The organism is Vibrio marisflavi CECT 7928, assembly GCF_921294215.1.
GTDB lineage: Bacteria > Pseudomonadota > Gammaproteobacteria > Enterobacterales > Vibrionaceae > Vibrio > Vibrio marisflavi.
In genome coordinates, this window is the sequence record NZ_CAKLDM010000001.1 from 789,107 (window position 1) to 815,232 (window position 26,126).

Genomic DNA, 26,126 nt, shown 5'->3' on the forward strand with positions numbered 1-26,126 from the left:
TACTAGGAAAACATTTATTAGGACACCATTATGAAATATCTGATGCGCACGGCTTTTTATTCTGTACTTGCCACTTTAGTGATCTCCCCAGCTTATAGCTGTGAGTTAATTATGGGGTACAGAACAAATGAGAAGCCTCCCTTGATTGGCAAAGCACCGGATAATACTGGACTTTACTTTGAGTTGTTTAATACTGCAGCAGATCGTATAGGATGTAGCTTAGCTGTTGAAAGAAAACCTAAAAAACGAATCATGAATATGATAGTAAGTGGAAAAATAGACTTTTATCCTGGACTCAAATTTACTAAGAAAAGAGCAGAAAATTTCGGTTATATCAATAATGGGCTTACCAGCTCATACGCGTTACTCACTAGAGCTGATTCTGCTGACTTTAAAAGTAGAGAAGACATATTAAAGGCCAAACCAACTGAAATTTTACCTTATGGAAGCCCAGATTTACTGAAATTAGAGATCCCTAAAAAATCACCTAAGGAAGCAACAACACTAGATATTATGAAGTTAATTAGTAATGGTAGTGCGGATATCTATTTTTACAGCAAGGATAGCTTGCTTTATGCCCTAAAACAGAACCCTATGCCTAACCTAAGAGTTCAAGAATGCTGTAGCAAAGTAGAACCCATGTATTTAGGTTTCTCACTAAATTCCAAAAATTACAATAAGATTCCAAATAAAAACTATGATGCCAATCAACCAATCAGTGCTACAAATTCACCCGTAACGTTCAGCCCAGATTCTATTGCAAAAAAACTCTCCGATGCATTGGCGGACATGAAAAAAGAGGGCGTGACATCCGAAATATACAAAAAGTACTACTAACATATTAGGGCTAAAAGACTACGCCGGAGCTTCACAGATATTTATATTCTGGGTTCCGGTAATAGTTATCTAGAAGCTTTATAAGATTATTTCTGTTCGGGAGGTGGGATGTGATATTTCTTGAAGATTTTTTCTATATCTCCATCAGTTCTCATTTCGTCAATTTGTTCTTTTAACATAGGCCAATGCTTAACCATAGGTGATTCTATTGGCATACTGATATATCTTCCGTTGTAAAATACATCCACATAGCGGGCTTGGCGTAGGCCTGATTCGGCGCGAAATTTTTCTTCATGATGATTTGAGGACATGACCGCAACATCTATCCGACCTTTGTTAAGCATTCTAATAATCTGTTCCGTATTGTTGAAAAAGAGCTTTTTAAAGTGTTGTGCGTTAGCAAAGTTTTCAGAGTAAAAACTTCCTCTCAACGCGCCAACTTTTAGCCCTTCGAGGTCACTCAGATCATTAACTTCAACATCTGTTTGTGGGGATATCATGTAATATACGTTACGTTTTTGATAGCCGTATGCAACGCCGTTTAAAAAGGCTTCACGTATCTGATTCATAGAGTGCCTCGGGATGATATCAACGCCACCATATTCAGCTACTTTGATGGTTCTAGCCCAAGGAACTGTAATCCAAGAAACTTCTAGACCGATTCGATTTGATGCTATATCAATAATTTCAGCTACGGGACCACTGCAGCCATTGTGTGTAGGTATCAGTTCTGGAGACCTGTCTCTACAGTGGGCTACTAATGTTTCTGCGTTTGCTAGATTAGAAAACAATAACGTCAGCGCAAACACCCATATCTTTCTATATTTATCCAAGTTAAATGTCCATTGAGCCTAGAGTGGTCTGTATATTATAGATGGCTTTTTAGTACTGAAAGCTCACTACACATTATGTCTGCTTATGTTAAATTTGTTTCATATCAAGCCTTTAAATGAAAGGGCTTAAAATGAAACGTAAGCACAGCCATTGCACTCAACTCGATGAATTCGGAATTTTCACAAAAATAAACTGCACTCTAACTATAAAGCAAGTCGCTGAACTTTGTTTTAAAAGTGTGAGGACAGTCACCACGTGGAATCAAGGGAAACGACCAATACCACCTGAATGTATCCGGCTTATTCGTATTTACGAGAGTAGGGAACTTGGAATCGGTAAACCTTGGCAGGGGTTTCAAATGATAGGAGAGCGTTTGGCTTTACCTACTGGGCAGATGGTAGAACCGCAGCAAATAATAATCGCTTTAGGTGTACTAGAGGTATCAGCACCGAGAGAACAAGCGAAAGCATCTCAACTTCTTAGATACTCTAGAGTTTTGGCTCAATACAAGAGATAGAACCACCGAAAGCAGTAAATCAAATCCAAGTCTCCTTCTCTATAGTGGTTGTTTTGTACCAATTTAGCGATATACTGTATATATAAACAGTATATCGCTATGAGGTTACAAAATGCCTTTATTAAGAATCAGGTACAACTATGCTTCCGTCTTGATGGATGAACTGTAGAACTCCAAAATAGTTTGATCAATTACAATATAGTTTGTCTATTTACATTAAAGTTTGATCACTTTTTGGCAGAAAAGACGTAGTTGGCTAGATATAGTCTACCGTAATTATGCCCCCTTTCGTGTTAGAGTAGAAACGCATTCACATTATGTTCATACGTCTTTGCCATACTTAAAGTTATTTATGAGACTCTCATTAGCGTTGCTGGTTTATTCATCTAGTTTTAATGAAATTAACAAACTTTGAGAAGGTGTGCGCTAATCAAATGTTCTGTGACAACCATTTAACAAATCGAAGTAAATAGTTTCATTATTTCTACTTAACTTGTAACGGGTGACTAGATTGCCTCGTGAAGACTCTGTGTAATTTTCAAAACTAAGTGTCCAGCTATCGATGCTCCCCATTTGCTCCTGACCAAACTCATCTATAAATCGTTTGAATAAGTTATCTTTCAGGGCGTTTGGCAAGCGTATGGAATTAGATGTATGGTCTGGTTGGCTCCAATAAACTGAAAGTATGCTTAAAGTATATGAATTAATCAGACCAAGTCTGGAAAGTAGCATTGATAGTTCGCAAATGGTGTTAAATCGATATTTCAACAACAAAGAACTATATCCAAGCTGATTCAGCCTGTCAGCAGACAAAAGCATTATCTTTATATTTTCAGATGTACTGTTCAAGTCATTTCTAAGTTGCGCCATAAAACCATTCTTACTAGTTCTTAGTTGCTCTTTGGCTGAATCTTCACCAATAAAACTTACATATGTCGAAACTAACTCAAATACCTTCTCTATACGTTGAATAATGATTTCCTTATCAGAAGTTGGGAAATATAGACGATTCAAGTCTTCAGTAGACCCAAAGGTTGGACTTTCCTGAGTACCTATTTGACCTTGTAGTGCTCTCTGAAAAACAAGGTCTTTCATCATTATTTCACTAGGCATTGTTCTAAACAAAATCGAAAATATTGAGTTATATGTATCGTCAAACACTTTTAGCTCATTCTCAATGTTGTTCGATAAACGGAGTTGTTTTATGTCGTCTTCAGATTTCTTCCTAGTTTGTTCAATCTGTTGTCTGGACAATAAAAATACTGAAATAATGCTGACGAAAGATAGAACTGGGCCAATCACGCCAGAAAAATAGGAGCCAAACGCTCCCCAATCAGATGTTTTACTACTAATTACACCATCTTTGAAAACCCATAGATATGGAGCTACCGGAATGGCTAAAACACAAACTGTGCAAACCAAGAGCTATTGTCAAATGTGGTGTATGGAGATCATGCAGTAGCCTGTTGATGAGTCTCCATTTCTTTCACCCCATCGATGAAGCGAACATCTTTCACAACATCAGCCAGGAGTTTAAAACCTCGTAGACGACGCCACTTCGTCTCTGCACTGCGCATTAACTTGTAAGCCATCATCAACGTAGTCTTTCTGTTTCCACAGTTCTTCGTCTTGTTCGTGCGCAAGCGTACTGTGGCGAACATTGATTCTATCGGGTTCGTCGTCCTGATATGAACCCAGTGCTCTGCTGGGTAATCGTAGAACGCTAACATTTCAGCTTTGTCTTTCACCAAGCAGTCCGTTGCTTTTGGGTACTTGGCTTCGAAGCGCTTCTGGAAGGTTGAGAAGGCATGATAAGCCTCATTCCTGGTCTCTGCCATCCAGATATCTTGCAGTGCTTCCTTCATCCTAGGCTGAACACTTTTGGGCACCTTGTTAAGCACATTCGCTGTCTTATGTACCCAGCAACGCTGCTGACCCGTTTGAGGCCAGCACTTAGCAACCGCTTTCCAGAAACCAAGTGCGCCATCTCCGATGGCTAGCTTTGGTGCTAACTGTAATCCCTGTGCTCGTAACTGCTCAATGAGTTCCGTCCAACTTGCTTCTGACTCTCGATGACCATCCAGAACGCCAAGGACTTCTTTGCGCCCAGTGTCATCGACGCCAATAATGACGAGCAAACAGAGCTTGTCGTCCATTCTGACGTGACAGTAAATACCGTCAGCCCAGACGTAGACATAGCGACGCTTACCGAGGTCTCGTTTGCGCCACTGCTCGTATTCTTCATGCCATTGCTCCTTGAGGCGACAGATACTGTTGGCTGAGAGTCCTTTTGCATCCTTACCGAGCAGCGACTCAAGAGCGGGTAGCATATCGCCCGTCGATATCCCCTTGAGATAGAGCAGTGGGAGCAGTGTTGCTATGTTTTTAGTTCGCTTGAGATACGGTGGTATCAAGCTGCTATTAAATTTAACACCATTCCCTGAGCGATCTCGTACCTTAGGAATTTGCACTTCCACATCGCCGACACCTGTTTGTAAGGTTCTCTCAGGTAAGAAACCATTGCGAACTATGGCTTGTTTGCCGTCAACCATCGTATTCTGATATTGAGTAAGCAGCTGCTGAAGCTCCGCTTCAACAGCTTGTGAAATTAAGTCTCTTGCACCTTGGCGTATCAATTCAGTGAGCGGGTCTTGTGGTGTATTCAGTGAAACAACAGTATTATCAGTCATGCGGTGTACCTTTCTGTTAATCGTTCTGGTGAGAACTACATCAACAGATTACACCGCAACTTCTTTTCTCTTCCATACACCAGAAACCAGCATAGCTCGCAAACCAACAACAGTGTTATTAAACCACTTCTCTTCATGTTGCCGTCCATAAGTTAACTAGTTAAAGCACGATTGTAATGACCCAGCTGATTTTGGACAACCTAAGCCGCTAATGCATACTGATCTGCACCATCAGACATACTACTAAAGCGAGTTTTCCATACTTGATAGGGTTCACGGGCTGCTAATTTAGTAAAAGCATTAATAAGTTTTTGTGAAGAAGTGAGCAAAATGGCTGATGCTTGGAGTAGTAGTCATTTTTCATTAGGGATACTAAAAGTTATCTTAAAGGCAGAACTAGGCCAAGAAAAGTAACACGGAAATGTCCAAGAATAAGCAAAAAAGTGATCAAACTTTTTTGTACTTTTGGGCTCTTTGGAAATAGCAAATCTCTGAAAAACGATCAAACTTTAGCTGAAGGAATGGCAGAAATTGGCAGTTTTAAGGACAAAAGCGATCAAACATTATTGTCATCCGACATGAACACGAAGTGAAGAACGGTCGGGCAATTTCTAAACCCGTGGTTGATGTTGTATGTAGATATGGACACCCCATAAAGTTGTCATACCTTGGAGTGAAAGATATTTATGCGTACAACTCTAGAACCACACAGTTCTTGAAGGTAAAAGGTATCCTTACTTATTTTCCGAGTGAGGATGAAAGCTCAAAGAAGCGTATAGATTTACGTTTGGATCACTACTGTGTGGGTATATACGAAGAAGATGGTGTTTACCTCGCTCTAAAAGACGGTAAACCTATATCGTACCCCTTAGAGAAAAAACGCGTAGAAACTGAGCTTTAAGACCTAGGGTACTACTAACTAAACTGGATTGAGAAATAATAATGATAAAGGAACTTCTAAAGGAAAATGCGTTAGATTTACTTCCTATTTTTAGTGAGCTAGAAGAATACTATATTGGTGAGGATGCTGCGGCTAACGAAGACATCAGAGACTACTTAGTCGAAAGAGTCTTCTCGCGTCACTCTGGAATTTAACTCCTTAGGTACTCAAGAGTTTTAGATCAATACAAAAATAGACGTGTCTAATGTAGTAAATTCAATACAAGTGGCCCTTTCAGCGGTTGTTTAGTACTAATTTAGCGAAAGTGTCAGATCTAGTCCGAACTAATACAGAACAAACACAGCTAAGGTATTCTCATTCATCAAGTAGCTTTAACATTCGCTCTTTGATTAAGTCTATTAGTTTACTCGAACCTTTCGCTTTCGCGTCTCGAAGCTCTTCTGCTAACACCATAATTTCATCAGGCTCATAATAACCAAAGTCAACTGAGCGCTGATTCAATTTGCACAGCCCAATAGTGAAATGACCTTTTTCTGTTTTATCAATATACCAACGGTCGTTGAAAATATCGATATGATCGGCGTAGTTGTCAAAGTGCGGGTGAACTAACAAGAATGCTCCAGATGAAGATGGATATCTCTTTCTTTCACTATTTTTCAATGGTTTGATAGTGTCATGGCACCACTTAATTGCATTACAATCAGCACAAGAAACACATAAATTTTTAGGATGAAACATATAATCTTTATATTTTTCTTTTGGTGCAATATGCTCAACTTGGCAATTTGAGGCCGATTGGACACTGACTTCTCTTTTGCAATAAGTGCATTTCCGTCGCTGCTCAGTTCTATAATGCTTACGGATATGCGATCTTAACTCTTGCAACGACTTCTTTTTTTCCTCCTTGTACCAGTCAGTGTGAGAGAAATCATCATCTTTAACTATTTCCTCAATCAGTATTTTCTGTTCCTTAGAAAATACCACTTGCTTCTCAATATCAGCCATATTTGTGATAAACCTCATTGAGCATTTCGAATAATTCTATAACCGGGTCATCTTTATGTAGCAAAGATAGTTGATCGTTGAGCATTCTGAGCTTCTCTAAATCTTGAGTCTCAAATTTCTTTACTGCTTTTACTTTAGAAAATATATAAATAGCTGTTTTTATAAGGAACTCATTACTATGACCCGGATTGTGAAATAAAGTGGCGAGATGATAATCAGATGAGCGGAAACTATGCTCAGAAGCGTTTGTAAGCACCTGTTCTGTCATGTCTAATATTTCACAATTCTTAACCGCAATATCTGAAACAATAAGCGGGGAGTGAGTTGCAATAACAAAATGACATCCTGAATATGTATTAAGAGATTTGTTTAAAATTTCAACAAACCTTTGTTGCCAAGAAGGGTGTAAGCTAATTTCTGGCTCATCTATCAATATTAACGAATTGTCATCAATTGATGAGATAATACCTAGAAACAATAAGAACAGACATTGCTCACCAGAACTTCTAGAAGCTAATGGTCGCACTCTAGCATTCTCTGATAACCCTTGCTTACTAAAACATTGGCCATTGACTGTTTCTATATCAGCCACGCTGACTAGCCCTGACATCAACAGGTCTGCTAGTTCTCTTGAAGAGTATGGAATCTGGTTATTTTTATCTACAGAGTTGAGAGATACACCAGAATCGCCGAAACACAGCAAAAGTTCAGGCTCTTCAAAGATAAATGCCACTAAGGTATTGAGTTCGTTGAAATCCTTAAGCTCAAAATGTTCATATGCATTTCTAAGTGCTATTTGAGTTTCTAGAGCAAGACTATCATCGCCATTTTTAACCTTATCGAACTCTTCAATGGAAAAAACAGGTTCTAAACTAATTTTCAGAACGTCATCAAAACCAAAACTTAACAAAAACTGCCGAAGAGACTGTATTTTTCGAGTGTCATAAGTATCCCTCGCAAGAAGCTGGTTCAAAGCCGTTGATGCAATACGTGTAGAGGGTAGTCGGTCAGGAATAAAGGGCTTAGAGCCAATGTATGCATAATACCCGCCTTGTACAAAGTCATTCTTTAACCTCCAGTTTTCATTGAATTTTTCAAACTGGCTAGTTGAAGCACAAATTAACTTTTGGGGAACTTGTTGCCCAAATGCTTTTTCTATAGCCCCCCATTTGTAATTCTGATTAAAGTACTCTCGACGTATTATGCTAATATCAGCAGATTCTGAATTTAACAATTCACCATATAGCATTTGGTAGTAGTTACAGATGTCAAGCAACAACTGGGTTTTTCCGCAACCGTTGTCTCCAATTACCAAAGTGAAGGCATTCTCAGCTGAATTTTCACCCTTATATAGAGAGGTATTACCGATTGTGCGAGCTCTAAATGCCATTAACTCACCTAAAATTATCATATAAATTTTGAGGTGGATTTTATCATATGTATGAAATTCAGTTCGTTGCTGCTATAGCTGAGATATAAGTTTTATTAATTTATGAGACATCGAGCGATAAGAGCTACTCTAGATCGGAATGGCGTCTTTGTATTTTTCACATACCAGTTTTTATTTACCATACGAATAGCCAATATTTTTAATAACAATAACATAGGTACAAGTCTTTCATCTCACAGTATTTACGAGGTGAATAACTATGAAGTACCATCAAATGACCAAAAACTACATATTCAGAAAGCTGGAATGTGGACTCACAAAAAATCAAACAGCTACATTGTGTTGTAAATCAGTAAGAACCATTAACCTATGGGATTCCGGCGCTCAAATTCCAGAAGAATGTAAGCGTTTGATGCGAATGTGTAAGGGCAGGGAACTCAGTCCGTCAGAAGATTGGCAGCAATTTCGGATGCACTACGACAGGTTAGAACTACCAACAGGACAGCTAGTATCACCGCAACAAATACTGTTAGGCATTGCACTGGCCGAGATTAACTCCGAGTTAGAAATCAAAACGTCTACTCATGTGGTAAAACTCGCAAGAGCCATTGCCGATATCAAAGTTCGCACACTCAAAGAACCGTCGTTTTAATCACTACACGCAATTCTTTTTGCTGATGAACAGTCTTTTCTGAGCTGAAAAACCAACCTAATACGGGGATGTCTTTGAGAACGGGCACCCCTGATTCACTCACTTTTTCCTCATCGGAGATTAGGCCGCCAAGGACAATGGTCTGCTGGCTTTTCACTTTCACCACCGTTCTAAGTGTTCTTTTATTGGTGATGATATCGGCTGCAGCGGTGGAGTTCGTAACGGATTGAGACTCTTGAGCGATTTGTAGAATGACTTCATCACCTAAGATATGTGGGATAACATCGAGTGACACACCCACATCTTTGCGTTCTATTTGTTGAATGGTGTTACCACCGTCGGTCACTTCTTTAGCAATTATAAAAGGGACATTCTGACCAACAGTTATATAGCCACGCTCTCTATCCATGATTAACATGTTTGGCCTTGAAAGTAGTTTGGCATTTTCGTCACTCGATATAGCTTTAACTAGTGCGTCGAAGTTTCCGCTGTCATACATCACAACATTATCAGAGGTTAAATCTGCTACGACGGTATTGGTAATAAATCCTGCTTTGTTAAATGCAGCCTCAAGGTTAACGCCGACTTCGTGTGACTTGTCGATTGAGGTTTCGGTAATGACCGCTTCGATAAACACTTGGCGCTGCGGTCGGTCGATGCCTTTCATAAGAGCGTCGATTTGTTCTAACTGGTTACGTGTTCCAGTAATGATCACCGCATTCGTTGTCGGCAGCACTTCCACGTTGTAGTTCTTGATAGGTTGATTATTCACGCTTTGTGTTTGCGTGGCACTCAGCATTGAGGAAATTAAGCCCGTCACCTTCGTGTTTCTTACATGATCTAAACGGTATAGCTTTACGAACGACGGTTCGACTTCGGCTATCGTATGAGCATTTGGCCTAACAACATAAATCCCATTTTCAATGTTGAGCATGTAGCCATGAGAGCGGAGTACGGAGTTAAAGAAAGCAGGGTACTCGCTTGGCTTTAAATCTTTGGCCGTAAAGTTGACCGTTCCTGTCACACCGTGGCCGAGCACAATGGTTTGGCCGGATTCAGCGGCATACCATGATACAAATTCAGATATCGGAGTATTCGATGTTTCAAAGGTCGTCGGTTCATTAGCCAACACTGAAAAAGACAATAGAAGCAGCAATAGGAAACTGACGCGCTTTGCTTGTCTGCTCATTATCAGAATCAAATTTGAGAACATTTGACTCTGACAAGCGAGCCTATATTTGAACTCACTAACAGTGCAGTTTTTCATGGTGGCTACCTTGGCTTATTGTGATATTACATCGAGATGTGCTTTGAAATGTGTACCCAAGCTCTAGAAGCTGAACGCTGCTAATTCGTTTTCCGTTGTTGTCCAGTTCAAACGACAACGGCCTGTTCGGTGCGTTCATGTAGCTGGCGATTTTATAGCCCGACAAATCTAGTCGCTTGACTGTTTTGCTGATGGGTTCAGTAGTTTGGATCACTTCGGTATTGGGCGAAAAGTAAAGCGACACACCAAGTGAGAGCAGGGCACCGAGGGCAAACATGGTAAAGCGCGAGAACTTCCGCGCGTAGATTTTAGTTAAGCGCATAACATTTCTCAGGGTTAACGTGACACTGTAGCGTCCATGTGTGTACCATGTGGGTAAAACGCTGTATGTCCCTTTGTTGTAGTGGTCGGAAAAAGCCTGTTTAGTATCGTAACTGGCGTATAAATCACTGCCCCAAAGCATCCATTTATCAACCGTGATGGACTGAGCACTATCACCATATTTCACGATGCCAACATGCAGTTTTGGCAGTTTTAGTTTAATCACGCCAAGGCTAATGGTCTGAATCAGTGCCGATAAAATAGGGATCTGCATTCTATCGAGACGGCGGCAAAACACCGTATGTTCGGCTAAGGCCAAGCGCGCTTGTTTATCGACAATCGAGATATCTTGAACAATAAAAATAATATCCCAACCAAGCTTTCTAGCATGTAAGAACCAGTTGATCACATCTTGGCGCGATTTGTCGTTCCACGTTCTGGAGTTAAACCATGTACCGCATTCATCAAGGACTAATAGACCATTTTTTGATTCATCGTAACTGGGGTTGCCATTACCAAGCGCTTCTAAATCCGCAAGACTTGGCTTATCTGGCACTCGAAACAATCGTGTTTGCTTAGTTTTTCTACCCAGCATTGGAACAAGGCGTATATCGAGATTCGTTGCGACAGGTACACCGCGATAAAAGGCGTCGCGTATTCGGCCTACAGAAGTCAGCGATTTGCCTGCGCCAAGTTTACCCGTGACAAAGTAAACAGCCATGGCTACACACCTGCAACTTTCATGATCGCGTACGCTTGCCATTCCCACACCCAGCGCATGAAACGCGCAGAGATACAGGCACTAAAACACGGTACTGCATTGTTGGGTACAAAGAACGAAAACGCTTCATTAAGAAAAGGCGGTGTCAGATACGAAACCCCAGTGAGCAAGGCATAAATACCAGCCGCCAGACCTGCGGCCAATCCAATCACCATGATAATCACGGTTAAGTTAATCGCGGCTTGCTTAGTAACTTTGGCGGCAAACCAAGCAATCATCTGCGCCGCCAAGTTACCAAAAAACATTGCCAGTGCTGGAATACTTAGCGCACCTGCAATGCTGGATACGAGTGGTAAAATTGCAATCGCCATAACAGTTAACCCCCTAATGATGCGCGGCGAGTACCTGGCACTGGTGTTACTTCACTGAAAAGCACATCGAGCAGGTACAGCGCTGTATAGAAGTAAAATAGAAACGACAAAATCGTTTTGATGGTGGCCGATATGTCGCAAGAGAACGAGACAACTCGACTGCCTAAATTGAAATTGAGTGGAGAGCAGCTTCCATAATCGGGTAGGAGAGCCATGACTGAATCAACCACACCGGAAATGTTGGATTCGACTTCACCCGTTAATGGCGTCGTCGCAATGTCGGTCGCTTCACCGACTAAAAGAGTCTCAACACCATCCAGCGTAGCCGCTGAGTGATTGTCAATTTCTTGCATGATTTGCGTAACAAGAGCGGATTCTAAGCCATGGGGATTTTCACAATAATTGTTGGCCTCAGTGGGTTCACACGGCGTAAGTTCATCGAGCTTAGATTCTAATCGGTCACCAAGTTCACCAATCGCGTCGGTGTTATCTTTTACCGCAGCCGTTGTCCCTTTTACTGCGGCTGTCGTTTCTGCTCCATAGGCTTGAATCGCTCCCGTGGTTTGGAGCTGCAAATCTTTTTGGCCTTGGTAAATGGCATAGTCTTGATTCATTTGATCCACAATCGACTGGCCGATACCGTTGTTTGTTGCGTCGAGGTTATTTAAAGCTGTGTTTACGTCAGCAAAACCTTGTGTCAGATTGCCATCAAGAGAGCTTAAGCCTGCGTTGGTATCTCGGTTTAAGTTCTGGATTGCTTCTAATACGCCCGTATCAGTAGTGGCGTCAGGCGTGACAGTATCCGGTTCTTGCTTGTCGTAAGAATCGCCTTTTTCAACGGTTGTTCCAGTGCTAGGGTTAAAGTCTGACGGTGGCGGATTGAATGGAGCAGTGGGGTCGAAATCTGACATACATTCCGGCCATGATGGGTCGCCAATGACACACGATTCCGGTTGAGTACATTTCATGGAAAGTGATTCGTTTTCATTAGAGCAAGACGAGGAAAAGATACCTTCAGTTACGGCGCACGCTTCACTGGCTGCGGCCAGTTCTTCTTGTGTTGAGCGTCTATCGCAAAACGGTTTATCTTCATCGGGAACAAGTTGGCAAATTCCGTTGTGCATCTCCATCGGTGCTTGGCAAGTTAAGTTGGTTGCTTTGCCCGTCGCTTTACCTGTATACGTTCGTCCATCATCACGACGAGCGACCGCACTAAAGTAAATGGTATCAACACTGGCTAAGATAATTTCAAACCGACGACCGTAGGCTTCATACACGGTGCCAGTACAATCAGGTAGCCCAACAGGATCATATATTTGTCCGGCGCTGAGTCCCCAACACGCTTGTCCAATGTTTGGGTTATTGCCATAACCGACAAACTCATACACGGTCGCGCTGGCAAAGAATGATAAGAATATAGAGAGAAGAACAAGAACTCGCATAACCAATCCTTGGTCGATAAGAGAAAAGGGCGGCGAACCGCCCAAAAATAGGAAAGGCTAAGCGATTACGTCGCTTTGCTGATCGCTTTCTTGAACAGCTTGATGCCAGTGAAACCCACCACACAGACAATCGCAATTGCCCAAGCTTCAGTTACAAAGTCAGACGCGGTTGTTGAGACTGCATCAACAGCCGCTTGAGCATCGGTAGACAAGGCCGCGTGTGCCATGGGTGCGAAAAGAAAAGGAGTTGTCACCACTGCTAACCACTTTCCATAATGTTGCTTAAGTTTGTTCATAATGTATTCCTCACATTATTAAGTTGACGTTGAAATCTCGACTGCGCGCCTAAAAATTAAAAGCTGTTTAGACAGAGCGAAGCCAAGGAGAAACACTGTCGAGAACGACCCGACCAAAAACTCAATAGACAGCATTTATCGTTGACCTCCCCACAAAAGTCCGATGCCAAACAGAACAAAACACAACCCGATGAACACCATTAGCTGGAAGTTTTCTAGGAGTTCAATGAGCTGCGTGAACTGGGCATCGGTCATGGCAAATTCCTACTTAGCGCTTGGCAAACTGAACAGGTGAAAGCCATTCAGCGAAACGTGCTTACCTTCATCATTACCAAAGCTAAACTGGCGATACTCCACATCGAATTGGTGACGTTTTCCGACCAAACCTTTTAAGAGCGATCCGGCTTCGCCTTTTGCCCATAAGTCGGGGCTGATTTTGACCTCGATGGTGTCGGTTGGGTTAGTGGTGATGAGATTAAGTTTTCCCGTAAGCTGAGTTTCACCCGTAGAGCGATTGACTTTCGATTCTTGAATAATGTCTGATTCATCGAGTATTAATCCTTCTATTTTCATAACGTTTTTCCTATTTTTTGCCTGTTTTACTTGTGGTTGGTTAAACAAAAAGGGAGTTATTGACACAAGTCCAAGGAGATTAATGCATCCAGTCCGGCGGGGCTGCGCCCACCGAACTGCACGCATCAATCTCTAAGTGCCCAGAATAAATAAGCGCTTGAAGCTCTTCGCACTGCTCAACATAGTGCTCGTATTCTTGATAACGTTCGTCGGCCATGCGTTGGTATTCTTGTTCGCGTTCGAGTGCGTCGAAGTAGTCAACGACGTTGGTCATGATTCCGCGTTGAGCACGTAGGAACTGTTCTTTGTTCTCGACTTTCCAATTACGGAAACGTGTCGCTAAGAAAATGTCGCGGAACAGCAAACCATTCACACGAGCCTGAGCCATGTCGCCAAAACGGGTAGGGGTGAACTCTCCAGACACCAACAATTTCTGAATTGTGTCTGGCACTGAGTATTGAACTTTGACCGTTTGATCTCTGCGTTTCACTTGAACGCCACCCATGGCATAACAAAACGCTTTCCAATCGCCTTCGTCAGCTGAGCGGCGAACTTTCTCCAATAAAAAATGTTCAGGTTCACTTAAGTCAGTGAGCATGGCATCGTCCTCTTGAAATTCTTCGCGCAAACGACGGAGCTCGCGCCAAACGGTAACCGACGGGCCACCAATGAACTGAAACTGTCTGATATTATTTAAACGTGACCACGTCACAACACGTTCCGCAGCGTCTAAACCATTGAGATTTGTATCTTTATCAGTCGATATATGCGCACCATCTATATTTTTGCTGACGTATTTGGCGACATATCCAACAGCAGAGCCTTTTGACCAGTCAATGTGCTCACATTTGAACCGATATTGGCTGGCTCCGGCTTCGTTTGGTGAATCTTTAAGCGATAAACGGCGAAATTCGGAAACAACAAACTTGGTGTGTTTACGATCCAAAAACAGCAAAAGGTGATGATGTGGCGTACCATCTTGGTGGGGTTCGACGATTCTCATCCCATAAAGCTTGATGTCATGCTGAGAAAGCGTTTTACCGAGCTGTTGCCACACAGACATTAAGTGTCGATGAGCCGATTTTGCGTCAGGCTTGCCAGCTTCGATCCAGTTTTTATTGATTGATCCTTTAGACACAGCGTGAAAGCGGGATGGGGCAGTTGTAGTAAAGAACACCGCGTCATGGCCAGATTCTTGGGCGATTTCTTCAAATCCACGCAATCTGACGAACATTTCACCGCGCCTGATACTTGGATTCGATACCGATTTCTCAGATAACTCCTTTAAAGTAAACCAGTTATCTGGGTTTTCTTCGTCAAATGCGACCGTATTATCTAAGGCAATCTCATTGGAATTACGGCGATCACGGTGACGATTTAACGAGAAATCCGAGCAATAAATCTGTTTTGAGCGTTGAACCAGCGCCAAATCACGAGCCACTTGTTCAACTTCATAAGCACATTTGCGACGAAGCTGTCGAACGAGCCAGTTTTCATCGAGCGCACGATTCACCAGTGAAAACAATTCGTCATTGTCTGTGGCTTTTTTAATGGCAGCTTCGGTAAATGCCAAACCCAAGTCAGCCAGAAGCTCGACGACTTTTTCAAATTGTTCATCGACGGTTGGCAAAACTCGAACGGATTTTAAAAACTGGCGTGACTTAGTATCAGCCAATCGACGAATGTCATCATCGGCCATTGCAGAACTGTAACCGTGACGAGTTAAACGTTCGTGCGCAGATTGTAATTGTCGAACAGCTTCAACAGAATCTTTTTGCTGACACACATCGGAATACACACGCAGCATGTCTTTGCAAAAGTCGCCGTTACGTTTGAAGCCACGCGGAAGATTCACACACGGACTCGCAGAAACTTTTTTCGAAACGTCAGACACGTCGTGAGAATAAATCACGTCGTCATGATTTTGATTAAGAAGAAATGCGCGAGGATAATCTGGACGACGGTGGTCTTTGATTGGCTTAGTTAAATCCAATTGGTAATCATACGAACTTGAAGTAAACGGGCGATTCACGCTGACTTGTTCAAAACGAACGAGCTCACGTTTGCCTGTAGCCAAATCTAAAGTCCAACGACGCATAGAAGAAACCCTTGTTGCTATAATTTTGCTAGGGATGAAATCCGATTAATCGAAACTATATATCCGATTAATCGGATTTGTGAAGTGCGATAAATCGGACTTTTCGCGCTATGATTAGGATGATTATGGAGGTGTTCATGTACTCAAACGATCTATTAGATGCCTACAAAAAGGCTCAAAACTACGTACAAGACAAGCAGATTGCACATGACTTGGCGTTGCAAGCTAATAAAATCAGTAAAATTCGAAAAGGTGTTCGCCAACTTACTGATGAAGAAGCAATATTTTTAGCGAAAGGCGCAGGAGTCGATCCAGAGATCGCATTGTTAGGATGCCAAGCAGACCGCAATGAAAACCCAGCGGTTAAAGCGGTTTGGGAAAGTATTGCAAAAAAGTTTAACGGCCAAGGATTACGAGCAATATCAATGGCTAGCGCGGGTTTGGCCTTGGTTCTGATGCCCGATTTTGCTCATGCGTCCCAGTGCGCATTATGTACGTTATGTTAAATATGTGTGGTATTTTACCCGATACATCACTTCCCTTTTTACAGACTGCAAATTACAATTAAACATAAGCAATTTACCATAAAATACTTAATAATCAGTATGTTAATCTTTGATTCTCATTCTAATTATTAAACTCACTACAGTACTTTGTAGTGAGTTTGTATTATTTCGCTTTAGATTGGTTAGCTTTCTAACAGCTGAATTTTGATTAACCGCCAGCTAGTTTAACTTTGTAGCCTTTTTTCTCTAGATACGCTTGAATTTTCTCTCGTGCGTCGCCTTGGATTTCTATCGCTCCGTCCTTTACAGAACCACCACAGCCACAGGTTTTTTTAAGCTCTGCTGCAAGTAGCTTTAATGGCGCGTCGTCGAGATCAAGCCCGGTAACAATACAAACGCCTTTGCCTTTTCTTCCCTTGGTTTGGCGCTGAATACGTACAATGCCATCTCCCTTAGGACGTTCAATTTTTTCTTGTTCCGGTTTAATACGACCGACTTCTGTAGAATACACTAGACTCATAAATTACTTCTTTTGTTGCTGTTGTTGCTGCGCTTTTTTCTTAGCGATCAAGTATGCCTGTATGTGCCTCTCTAGTGCAAGCCTACTGCCTTTAATTAACCTGCCATTAAAAAAACAGTACCATCCATTGGCTTCACCAGTATCATTTTTCAACGTGAAACCATTGAAATCTTCTTGCATTGCTTTGTCTGATGTATCGGGCCGTTTCCCTACGTTCTCGAATTCTCTTGGATCGATAATGGAGTTTGTCTCAACGTACCAATCGACGCTCTTTTTTATTGCGTTAAGGCTGCCAACCAAGGTGCTTTCTTTGATTTGCACCTGCCATATCTGCTTGGAGTCACCGCTTGTTTTTAGGTTGAAGCCCCGATATAGAGTTATTGCCATAGCTAACCTGAATAACCTTAATAATTTTTAATAGTTACTTAAATAATAATTGCTTATCTATTGTTATCAAGTATATTACTATACAAATACTTAGTTATAGTGCGCTATAATGAGAAAAAACATTAGAATTATTAGTGACACCGACGCGCTACGTCACAAAATTGCTGAGTTTTCGCAACCAATTGGCCTAGAACAAATGGATTGTTTGACGGAGAGCCAATATTCGAAAAATTCTTTGCTCGCAATGGTGAAAGATTGGAATCTATATGTCGAGTTTTGTGTGGAAAAAGGTGTTAATCCTCTACCCGCTTCGGCTACTGCAGTAAGACAATATGTCGAACGATTAGCTACAAAACGAAAGTATGCGACTGTCAGAAGGAATACTGTCACCATTGGCCTATTACATAGAATTTTGAGCCAAACAGATCCCACGACCAACTCGCAAGTACGCAATGTTCTAACTCAAATACGCTTAAACAAACACGGCGATGCAAAGCAAGCGACACCTTTACAACTGCACCACATTAAGAGACTTGAAAAGCTTTGCTCTAAGTCTCCAACTATCCAAGAAATACGCGACATTGCTATTTGCTACGTGATGTTTGAGTGCGCAATGAAACGTTCAGAGCTAAAAAGCTTGGTATTTTCTAATATCGCAGTGAATGGAGCCGATACATATATCCAACTAGGAGATTCAAACTACCGCCTAAGCGAACAAGCGTGTCGTGCTCTAACTCAATGGAATGATTTAGTAGCGGTTCAAGAAGGCTGTGTTTTCCGCGCTATTGATAAACATGGCAACATTGCAAGCAACCCCATGGATGATTCTTCTATCTATCGTGTAATGCGACGAGTTGGAGATAAACTGGGAGTTAGCGCTTTGTCTGGACAATCTTTAAGAGTTGGGGCGGTAAAAGAGCTAGCAAAACAAGGATTGAAGCCAAGAGACATTCAATTATTTGGCCGCTGGTTAAGTCCAGCAATGCCCTATCAATATCTAGGAAATGTAGAGCAAGCTGAAACTGAAAAAATTGTATTTAAAACTATAAAACCTTGGCGCTAATTACTGTTTACACACGATGTGAGAAAGTCGCTAAAATCGTGGCCATTGTTCTGTAGCATTTTAGGAAACATGGAAATTGGCGTCATACCTGGGAAGGTGTTGACTTCATTCAGGAAGATCTCTCCGTCTTCAGTGAGAAAGAAGTCGATTCTCGATAAGTGTCTTAGCCGTAAATGTTTAAAAACTCTATGGGCATATTCTTTTATATCGGCTTGCTGCTCTTTTGTTAAACCCTTTGCTTCAACTTCCGTTACTGAGTGGCTATCAGCACTGTACTTTTCATCATATGTATAGAAACCACCTTCTGGAGCGATAATTTCACCGGGCTTAGTAATGAATAGTTCACCATCTACTTCATACGCAGCCACTTCAAGCTCTCTCGGTTTAAGTGCTTTCTCGACCAATACTTGATCTGAGTATTCGAATGCTGCAGATATCGATGATTCCAGTTGTTCTAACTGAGCCACTTTATAGCAACCAACCGAAGAACCTTGGCGCGCGGCTTTGACAAACACACTACCCCACTTTTCAAGTGCATTTTTGGCTCTGTCATATGATTGCGGATCGTTAGAGCTTAAAAACAGGTATGGGGTGTTGGGAATCGATAGTGTGTCATACCATAATTTAGACGTGATTTTGTTGAAACAATTTGTACTTGCTTCTGGACCACAGCCTAAATAAGGAATTCCTGCTAACTCTAGCATCGACTGAATGTCGCCCGTTTCACCTGGATAACCATGAATACAGGGAACAACAAAATCTATTTTCTCTGACGAAGTTGAGCAGTTAATTGAAGCAGTATTGGTATCTAAGTAACAAAGCTGCTCTTTATCGTTGAACCAACCCGCTGCCCGGATCTCGACTCGAATCACATCGAAATCTTCGTTTTGTTTCAGTTGCTCATACACATATTTTGCAGAGACCAAAGAAACTTCATGTTCAGCAGAACCGCCTCCACAAAGGAGCAAAATTGTCTTTTTCGTCATTAACTCTTTCCTTGATGAATCATTAGGAATAACGGCTTATCATAGCTAATTTATCCCTAAGATCCACGCTTTTGAAGGGTGGCTGATGAAATGCAGTATTGTGTGATGAAATAACAATCTGCACTGATTAATTCACATACAAAAAAGAGCTCCTAGGAGCTCTTTTTTTTACTCAGTTAGTTGAGTTTGTTTAATGTTGGATATTCGGAGTTTTTAATTGCGTCGATACTCTTAACAAATGGCTTCAAATTCTTGAATTCCATTGGCAACGTAGCAATAGCTTTTTTGGCTTCAGTTCGAGTGGCATAGTCGCCATATAGAACCGTATACCATTTTGTGCCGTTAACCACTTTATAGTTCTCCCAGATTGGCTGCCCTTCCGTAGGAAGCTGGCGTGCAAACTGATCAACTTTTGTTTGTGTACCAACCGCAACCACCTGGATTGTGTAGCCAAAACGTGGGTTCTTGGCTATCTGTTTTGCTGTTGGTGGAATAATTGCCACCGCTGGTTTAGCTTTTGCAGTCTTCGCAGCTGTACTCGAACTACTAGGAACAATTGTTTTTTGAGTTGGTGTGACATTTTGCTCCGTTACGCCATTCATCATGCCATCTTGAGAAACAACTGGCTGATCAACTTTTGCCACTGGGTATGCTTCGCGATAACTTTCTGAGCTAACATCCACTGTATACGTACCTGTCGAGCATGCTGACAAGAGTGCTGATATTCCGACTATCGCTATTTTCTTCATGAAATTCCAAATGCTCCGAGAAATATAACCTACCATAAATCATGCCGTTAGCATGGCCTATAATCAACCCTACTGACTAACTTTATATTGATACACTGTGACTTAAGGCACAAAGTAATATCGATAGTATGATTAATAGATCACAAGCTATAAATATTTGGACAAAACTTCGAATCAGATTGTATACCCTGACGCTGAAGTAAATTTTGCGGATTTAACTATGAAAAATTTAGAATACTTTTTTAAGCCTAAATCTGTTGCTGTAATTGGTGCTTCAAAAAAAATGGGTAGACCTGGAAACATCGTGATGAACAACCTTTTGCAAGGAAGTTATGAAGGTGTCATTATCCCTGTCACTCCATCATATAAATCTGTATGTGGTGTGCTTGCTTACCCAACTATTGAATCCATGCCATTAGAGCCAGATATCGCTATCCTCTGCACCCAAGCTGCTCGTAACGTTGACATTTTTGAAGCACTTGCTAAGAAAAACTGCAAGATTGTAGTTGTGCTTTCTTCTGACATGGAAGATCTAGACAAATTTAACATCCCTATACAAGAACAGTGTTTAGCCATTGCGAAGAAAGCGAAAATGAACGTACTTGGCCCAAATAGTCTTGGACTCATTCTTCCATGGATTAACTTAAACGCTTCCTTCTCTCCTATACCAGCAGACAAAGGCAAAATCGCATTTGTTTCACAATCAGCAGCTGTATGCACTACTGTTTTAGATTGGGCAAAGGACAACCAAATAGGCTTCTCCGCGGTTATTTCTCTTGGTAATGCAACAGATATCGGGTTTGCCGAGCTTCTAGACTGGTTAAGTACCGACAATAAAACCAATGCGATCATGTTACATGTCGATTCAATTAGCGATGCAAGACGCTTTTTATCTGCTGCTCGAGCTGCGTCTCGCAATAGGCGCATACTCGTTCTAAAAAGTGGCCGAACACGATTGGGCCAACAAGCTGTAAAAATACACACAGGAGGAGAAGAGTCATTAGATATTATTTATGACTCAGCTATACGCCGCGCCGGTATGCTACGCGTAACTACGACGCACGACCTATTCGCAGCTTTTGAAACGCTCACACATTCAATCCCTCTACGTGGTGAGCGAATCGCTTTTATTACTAATGGCGGTGGTCAAGCGATAATGGCTGTCGATACGCTTGCGGAACATGGTGGTAAACTTGCACCTCTCGATACACCCCTTATAAATGAGTTGTCCGAGTTTTTGCCAAACTGTTGGAGCCACGCTAATCCAATCGATATCGCTGGAGATGCGGATATTCACCGCTATACTCAAACGCTGACTGCCGTTATGAATAGTGATGCCACAGACACAATTGTCATTATGCATAGCCCTTCTTCAATAGCCCCTGGTATTGAGACGGCCAAAGCAGTGATAGAAACCATAAAAGCCCACCCAAGAAAGCAGCACTTCAACATACTGACAAATTGGTGCGGCGACTATACAGCTAAACAAGCAAGGACTTTGTTTTCATCTGCAGGCATTCCAACCTATCGCACTCCTGAAGCGGTCGCGACAGCATTTATGCACTTAGTGAGTTACAGGCGCAATCAGAAGCAATTGATGGAAACACCTTCAACTGCACAACAAATAAAAGAAAAAGAGCTACAAAAAGCTCAGCAATGGCTCAAAAACCAAGTTGAAGGTGACAACAAAATTCACCTCGATACACATCAAATCGGCTATTTTCTTGAACATTTGGGCTTTGACGTGTTGCCTACTTGGCTAGCTTCCAATTCCAATGAAGCGATTAATGTCGCGAATAACATCGGCTACCCAGTCGCAGTGAAACTACGCTCTCCAGACATCTCCCACAAATCCGACGTTTATGGCGTAATGTTAAACCAGCAGAACGATAGCGAAGTCGCCAGCGCAGCTAGAGGTATTTTCAACCGAACAAAAAGGCTCTACCCCAAAGCAAAAGTTGATGGTTTAGTCATACAAGCAATGGCTGAGACTACAGGGGCTGAAGAGCTAAGAGTCAAAGTCAAAAATGACTCAACATTTGGTCCTGTCATTCTCATCGGCCAGGGTGGATCAGACTGGGATGAATCGCGTGACGCAGAAGCCGCGCTACCGCCACTCAATACTACACTTGCTCGTTACCTAGTTATCCGCGCAATCAAAACGGGCTGTATTCGACCGCAAAAATTAATCAAGCCTATAGACATTAAAGCTTTATCTCAGTTCTTAGTCAGGCTATCTCAGATGGTAATTGCGTGCCCTGAGATCTTTGAGTTAGATATACATCCACTCCTCATTCGTGATAAAGACTTCACCATAGTCGATGCACGCCTGACGGTTCAGAAAAGCGATGACGATCCGCAAAAAAGGCTAGCTATCCGCCCTTACCCTGTTGAGCAAGAAGAGAAAGTTCAGCTTAGAGACAGTACAACTATTTTACTGCGGCCAGTAAGACCAGAAGACGAACCAACACATGCCGAGTTTATTAATAAAGTTTCAAAAGAAGATTTGTACAAACGCTTTTTTACTGATGTTGGAGAACTCAATCACGAAGCACTAGCCAAGTTAACTCAAATTGACTACGACCGAGAAATGGCATTTGTTGCAGTTCAAGGACACTCCAACGGCCAACATATCTTAGGCGTATCCAGGGCGTCTATTGATCCAGAAAACAAAGTCGCTGAGTTCGCTATACTTATCCGCTCTGACTTAAAACGAAATGGATTGGGCCGAATCCTCATGGAAAAGATTATCCATTATTGCCAACAAAAAGGTACTAAGCAGTTGCAAGGTATGACCATGCCGACAAACCAAGGCATGCTCAAACTGGCTGCAAGCCTGGGCTTTGAATTAGATGTTAGCTTTGAAGATGGCACTGCCGACATGAATTTGACGCTAAATCAATCGACAGATCTTTAAAGATCATGGCAGATCTTATACTAGTTAATCTGCCAGTTCTTTTTAAGGTATTGAATACACCAAGACTTTGCTTCGCCGATAGAGTTTCTTCTCCAAGATAGAATGATATCGGCGAAAGTCTCTTCGCTCCCTTCTATCACTTTTAGCTCGCCTGATTCTATCAACGGCATAGCAACTTGACGTGGTAAAGTTCCAATACCAAGCCCAGATTTTAGAGCTTCTATTTTTGCGTGAAAGTTTGTCACCGTTAAGCGGGGTTGTTTCTGCAAAATGTTAACACTGATTGGTGCCTGTTCACGTGCTGTATCAGCAATGGCGATGACACGATACTTTTCCCTAGCTTCATCGTCAAAGACCCCTGCTCTTTTGTGTATGTAGTGGTTATTGGCAGCCACCCAAACCATCGAGAATTTGCCGATACGCTCCGCCTTTACTTCTGGTGGCAGTGGCTCGTCGCCCATTTTGGGGCACACCAATAAGTCTGATCTTCCTTGAAGCAGTGATTCCCAGCATCCCGCTAGAATCTCTTCCTGGAGTTTTATCCTAGTCTTGCTCACCTGACTAAATGCTTCAACAAGCGGAAAGAAATTATCGACCGGTATAATTCCATCAAAAGCAATGGTTAAATCCAGCTCCCACCCATTAGCAACCAAACTAGCCTCATTCACTAGGTTCTTTGTTGCAGACAGTATCTGCCGTCCTTGGTTGAGTATGACTAGGCCAGCGTCGGTAAAGGAAGCTTTGTGGCCGGAGCGATCAAAAATCATAATATCCAGTTCTTGTTCTAGCTTCTGGATTTGATAGCTTAGAGATGAAGGAGCGCGCTCAAGCTCTACAGCAGCCGCTGCAAAACTACCTCGCCTTTCGATCGCATCTAAAATATGTAGGGCTTCTAATGTAATTGGACTTTGCAAAACCTACTCCATGGATTCAGCAACGCTTTGAAACACAGAACTTTGAATAACTGGACATCTTCAAGGCTAGTGCACAAATGTGAATATAGTATGGTTGAATAGATTTATTAAAACAAAAAGCCAGTGATTACTCCACTGGCTTTAGATATAAAATAGTATGTCTACTCTATTGGAACAATATCACTGAGACTTGTTTTCTTCCTTTGAGTTTTTCATTTCTTTTTTCAACATAACTGTTGCAACAACGATGAAAACGACAATCAAAGCTAGCTCCATTGAGCACCTCTTAATCAAAGATAGTTTAAATGTTCAGCATTAAATCGCGGCTATTCTAGCAGGTTGATTTTTTGTTAACAGTATTTATTTCATTGATTACTAATTTATAGACAGAGATCAAAGTAATTTTTCATAACCCATTGAATCATACGAAATTATTATGCAATAACAGTCATATTAATCTGGCTTTACCCATACTTGGCTGAAATCAAACCAGCCAAGCGCATTGCATTTAGCGTTTTGAATTGAACCACAATGATCTTTACTCACACCCAACCAACAATGAAACATTGGTATAATCTGCATTTTCTCAACCAGCGACTTTCCTAATATTTGACTTGGGAAAGTGTCCATTTCTCCTGAGCGCCATTCGGCTATTAGGCTTTTCCATAACTGGTAGTCTTCTGGCAAACTAAATGTTTTCACATCACTATAATTAAGCAGCCAGCCAGCTAATGCATCTTCTCTATGATTAGTAATGCCCATTGGCTTTATCCAAATATCCACCAGCTCACTATTGGGTAAATCCATATCATATTTGATGAGTTCTACCGAAACTCCATCTCCTTTGAGAACTTTTTGGATACTTTGTGCAAGAGTCGGAAACATCGGATGCTGTGAATAGTACGCAATTTTAACAGTACCTGAGATTGGCGGTGTGATATCCGTATCACTATGCGGTTGGTGATACCAACCGGGCTTTATTCCATGAGCAGGTAAAATACCAAGCTCGGTTACTTGCGTCTGAGAGACATGTCCAAACAGGTTTAACGAATTGAGCTTATTCAAGAAATATACGGCCCAGTTTTCATCTCTTGCTAGCCCTGACTTTCTGTTAAGAAGAAGATAAGTACATCCAGGATCTAGCTCTACTCCTTCTGTCATCGTGCCCCGCTTCGGTTTTGTGAGGCTTGGAAACACTATCGATGAATGAACTTTGTCAATGACCCATACTTCTACGCGATCAAGTAACGGCCGAAAACCGAAATAATTGTCATTGGCTTGCAGTATCAACCTTTTGTTGTCGTTCTGTATAACTTTGTATGGCCCCGTACCTACAGGTAACTTATCAAAGTTCTCACTACGTACAGATTGCGTAGGTAAGACTTTAGCGCACGACTCAGTCAACAATAAAGGTAGACGTATATCTGGTTGATCTAAATAGATATCGATAACCCAGTTAGCTGGAGAAGATACTTTTGAAATGTGGCTAAATAGTTCAGTTTGCTTTAAATCTTCGAGGCTCTCTAAAATACATTCGACCGTAAGAGGATCACCATTGTGGAAACGAATACCCGGACGAATATAGAACCGCCAATGTAATTGAGTTATTGATTCCCAAGCATGTGCTAAATCAGGCTGTATTTTTTCATTTTCGTCCAGCCGAATTAAACCACTGAACACTTGCCTAGCAATATGGAGTTCAGAACGGCGCATTGGCTTTCGTGGGTTAAGCATGGATAGCGGCCGATAATACGGCAAACGAATGACTTGTTCGCCTTCTTGCTGCTGCAGGCCTAAGTAGCCTTCAACGACTTGTGACAACTTTACTGCATCATGGCCAAGCACCGCTAAAGCTTGCTCGATTTTTCCTTCTTCTAAGTATTTCCTAGCTAATGTTTCACTGATATCACTTTTGCTACGTTTGAATATCAGCTGCGACAGCTTTCCACGACCGGGAGAAGGACACCACTCAATCCATCCTTCCTCTTCTAACTTATTGAGTACAATTCGTGCGTTTCGACGAGTACAAAACAGAATCTCGGTGATGTCATCAAGTTGAACTTCGCAATTTTCACCAGCGTAATGCTCGAACAGCTTTTCAAATTGTACTCGCAGCCTTGGGCTAACCATAAAGAGGAAATCTCGAACTAAGTATAATAAAAATGAGTT

General features: G+C 41.7%; 26 protein-coding genes. 8 read left to right on the forward strand and 18 right to left on the reverse strand.

Annotated elements, in window-relative coordinates; all coding sequences use genetic code 11:
- Positions 1–30 precede the first annotated feature (30 nt).
- A complete protein-coding gene (locus L7A31_RS03535) occupies positions 31–837 on the forward strand; it encodes a substrate-binding periplasmic protein (protein WP_237360120.1) in 807 nt (268 codons plus the stop codon).
- Between the two features lie 86 nt (positions 838–923).
- Here L7A31_RS03535 and L7A31_RS03540 read toward each other — a convergent pair whose 3' ends face one another.
- The gene (locus L7A31_RS03540) at positions 924–1,670 is read right to left on the reverse strand and encodes a substrate-binding periplasmic protein (RefSeq protein WP_237360121.1); all 747 of its coding nucleotides are present in this window, start codon (positions 1,668–1,670) and stop codon (positions 924–926) included.
- A 131-nt stretch (positions 1,671–1,801) separates the two neighbouring features.
- Here L7A31_RS03540 and L7A31_RS03545 point away from each other — a divergent pair, with 131 nt between their 5' ends.
- The gene (locus L7A31_RS03545) at positions 1,802–2,188 is read left to right on the forward strand and encodes a regulator (protein ID WP_237360122.1); all 387 of its coding nucleotides are present in this window, start codon (positions 1,802–1,804) and stop codon (positions 2,186–2,188) included.
- 426 nt (positions 2,189–2,614) lie between these two features.
- Here L7A31_RS03545 and L7A31_RS03550 read toward each other — a convergent pair whose 3' ends face one another.
- Together L7A31_RS03550 and L7A31_RS03555 are read right to left on the reverse strand one after the other, a co-directional pair.
- Positions 2,615–3,349 (reverse strand): hypothetical protein, encoded by a 735-nt coding sequence (locus tag L7A31_RS03550; protein WP_237360123.1) that lies wholly within the window; start codon positions 3,347–3,349, stop codon positions 2,615–2,617.
- A 290-nt stretch (positions 3,350–3,639) separates the two neighbouring features.
- Entirely contained in the window at positions 3,640–4,878 is a 1,239-nt protein-coding gene (locus tag L7A31_RS03555; protein ID WP_237359438.1) for an IS256 family transposase, read from the reverse strand.
- A gap of 589 nt (positions 4,879–5,467) precedes the next feature.
- Between L7A31_RS03555 and L7A31_RS03560 the strand changes: the two genes are divergently transcribed.
- Together L7A31_RS03560 and L7A31_RS03565 are read left to right on the forward strand one after the other, a co-directional pair.
- Positions 5,468–5,779: a hypothetical protein gene (locus tag L7A31_RS03560; protein ID WP_237360124.1), complete on the forward strand. Its 312-nt coding sequence runs from the start codon at positions 5,468–5,470 to the stop codon at positions 5,777–5,779.
- 41 nt (positions 5,780–5,820) lie between these two features.
- The gene (locus L7A31_RS03565; RefSeq protein WP_237360125.1) at positions 5,821–5,973 is read left to right on the forward strand and encodes a hypothetical protein; all 153 of its coding nucleotides are present in this window, start codon (positions 5,821–5,823) and stop codon (positions 5,971–5,973) included.
- Between the two features lie 160 nt (positions 5,974–6,133).
- Here the strand turns inward: L7A31_RS03565 and L7A31_RS03570 are convergent, their stop codons facing one another.
- Both L7A31_RS03570 and L7A31_RS03575 read right to left on the reverse strand, forming a co-directional pair.
- Positions 6,134–6,784, reverse strand: coding sequence for an HNH endonuclease (locus L7A31_RS03570; protein ID WP_237360126.1), 651 nt, complete (start codon positions 6,782–6,784; stop codon positions 6,134–6,136).
- Positions 6,777–8,195 (reverse strand): ATP-binding protein, encoded by a 1,419-nt coding sequence (locus tag L7A31_RS03575; protein ID WP_237360127.1) that lies wholly within the window; start codon positions 8,193–8,195, stop codon positions 6,777–6,779. Before L7A31_RS03575 ends, L7A31_RS03570 begins: the two co-directional genes overlap by 8 nt.
- A 238-nt stretch (positions 8,196–8,433) precedes the next feature.
- On the opposite strand from L7A31_RS03575, the gene L7A31_RS03580 reads away from it, so the two are divergent.
- Entirely contained in the window at positions 8,434–8,826 is a 393-nt protein-coding gene (locus tag L7A31_RS03580) for a regulator (RefSeq protein WP_237360128.1), read from the forward strand.
- Here the strand turns inward: L7A31_RS03580 and L7A31_RS03585 are convergent.
- From L7A31_RS03585 to L7A31_RS03615, 7 genes are all read right to left on the reverse strand, one after another.
- Positions 8,807–10,015: a secretin GspD/PilQ domain-containing protein gene (locus tag L7A31_RS03585; protein WP_237360129.1), complete on the reverse strand. Its 1,209-nt coding sequence runs from the start codon at positions 10,013–10,015 to the stop codon at positions 8,807–8,809. The two genes, L7A31_RS03580 and L7A31_RS03585, sit on opposite strands and share 20 nt — an antisense overlap.
- A 58-nt stretch (positions 10,016–10,073) precedes the next feature.
- On the reverse strand, positions 10,074–11,135 hold the full coding sequence (locus L7A31_RS03590) for a zonular occludens toxin domain-containing protein (protein WP_237360130.1): 1,062 nt from the start codon (positions 11,133–11,135) through the stop codon (positions 10,074–10,076).
- A gap of 2 nt (positions 11,136–11,137) precedes the next feature.
- Positions 11,138–11,506 carry a DUF5455 family protein gene (locus L7A31_RS03595; protein ID WP_237360131.1) on the reverse strand — a complete coding sequence of 123 codons (369 nt, stop codon included), beginning with the start codon at positions 11,504–11,506 and terminating at the stop codon, positions 11,138–11,140.
- A gap of 5 nt (positions 11,507–11,511) precedes the next feature.
- Positions 11,512–12,948, reverse strand: a complete 1,437-nt coding sequence (locus tag L7A31_RS03600; RefSeq protein WP_237360132.1) for a hypothetical protein — start codon at positions 12,946–12,948, stop codon at positions 11,512–11,514.
- 65 nt (positions 12,949–13,013) lie between these two features.
- Entirely contained in the window at positions 13,014–13,244 is a 231-nt protein-coding gene (locus tag L7A31_RS03605; RefSeq protein ID WP_237360133.1) for a major coat protein, read from the reverse strand.
- Positions 13,245–13,508: 264 nt separating this feature from the next.
- On the reverse strand, positions 13,509–13,817 hold the full coding sequence (locus L7A31_RS03610) for a chemotaxis protein (protein ID WP_237360134.1): 309 nt from the start codon (positions 13,815–13,817) through the stop codon (positions 13,509–13,511).
- Positions 13,818–13,896: 79 nt separating this feature from the next.
- Positions 13,897–15,915, reverse strand: a complete 2,019-nt coding sequence (locus L7A31_RS03615; RefSeq protein WP_237360135.1) for a replication endonuclease — start codon at positions 15,913–15,915, stop codon at positions 13,897–13,899.
- A gap of 137 nt (positions 15,916–16,052) precedes the next feature.
- Between L7A31_RS03615 and L7A31_RS03620 the strand changes: the two genes are divergently transcribed.
- A complete protein-coding gene (locus L7A31_RS03620) occupies positions 16,053–16,421 on the forward strand; it encodes a DUF3693 domain-containing protein (RefSeq protein WP_237360136.1) in 369 nt (122 codons plus the stop codon).
- Positions 16,422–16,629: 208 nt separating this feature from the next.
- Here the strand turns inward: L7A31_RS03620 and yciH are convergent, their stop codons facing one another.
- Entirely contained in the window at positions 16,630–16,941 is a 312-nt protein-coding gene (yciH, locus tag L7A31_RS03625) for a stress response translation initiation inhibitor YciH (RefSeq protein WP_237360137.1), read from the reverse strand.
- A 3-nt stretch (positions 16,942–16,944) separates the two neighbouring features.
- Positions 16,945–17,328 carry a DUF3319 domain-containing protein gene (locus L7A31_RS03630; protein ID WP_237360138.1) on the reverse strand — a complete coding sequence of 128 codons (384 nt, stop codon included), beginning with the start codon at positions 17,326–17,328 and terminating at the stop codon, positions 16,945–16,947.
- A 109-nt stretch (positions 17,329–17,437) separates the two neighbouring features.
- Here L7A31_RS03630 and L7A31_RS03635 point away from each other — a divergent pair, with 109 nt between their 5' ends.
- Positions 17,438–18,391, forward strand: coding sequence for a tyrosine-type recombinase/integrase (locus L7A31_RS03635; RefSeq protein ID WP_237360139.1), 954 nt, complete (start codon positions 17,438–17,440; stop codon positions 18,389–18,391).
- Here L7A31_RS03635 and L7A31_RS03640 read toward each other — a convergent pair.
- Together L7A31_RS03640 and L7A31_RS03645 are read right to left on the reverse strand one after the other, a co-directional pair.
- Complete coding sequence (locus tag L7A31_RS03640; protein WP_237360140.1) at positions 18,388–19,377, reverse strand: D-alanine--D-alanine ligase; 990 nt, start codon at positions 19,375–19,377, stop codon at positions 18,388–18,390. The genes L7A31_RS03635 and L7A31_RS03640 overlap by 4 nt on opposite strands.
- 176 nt (positions 19,378–19,553) lie before the next feature.
- Positions 19,554–20,126: an SPOR domain-containing protein gene (locus L7A31_RS03645; RefSeq protein ID WP_237360141.1), complete on the reverse strand. Its 573-nt coding sequence runs from the start codon at positions 20,124–20,126 to the stop codon at positions 19,554–19,556.
- Between the two features lie 220 nt (positions 20,127–20,346).
- Between L7A31_RS03645 and L7A31_RS03650 the strand changes: the two genes are divergently transcribed.
- Entirely contained in the window at positions 20,347–23,043 is a 2,697-nt protein-coding gene (locus L7A31_RS03650; protein WP_237360142.1) for a bifunctional acetate--CoA ligase family protein/GNAT family N-acetyltransferase, read from the forward strand.
- A 20-nt stretch (positions 23,044–23,063) separates the two neighbouring features.
- On the opposite strand, the gene L7A31_RS03655 is transcribed toward L7A31_RS03650, so the two are convergent.
- On the reverse strand, positions 23,064–23,957 hold the full coding sequence (locus tag L7A31_RS03655; protein ID WP_237360143.1) for a LysR family transcriptional regulator: 894 nt from the start codon (positions 23,955–23,957) through the stop codon (positions 23,064–23,066).
- Between the two features lie 453 nt (positions 23,958–24,410).
- Complete coding sequence (locus tag L7A31_RS03660; RefSeq protein ID WP_237360144.1) at positions 24,411–26,087, reverse strand: SgrR family transcriptional regulator; 1,677 nt, start codon at positions 26,085–26,087, stop codon at positions 24,411–24,413.
- Positions 26,088–26,126: the final 39 nt, after the last annotated feature.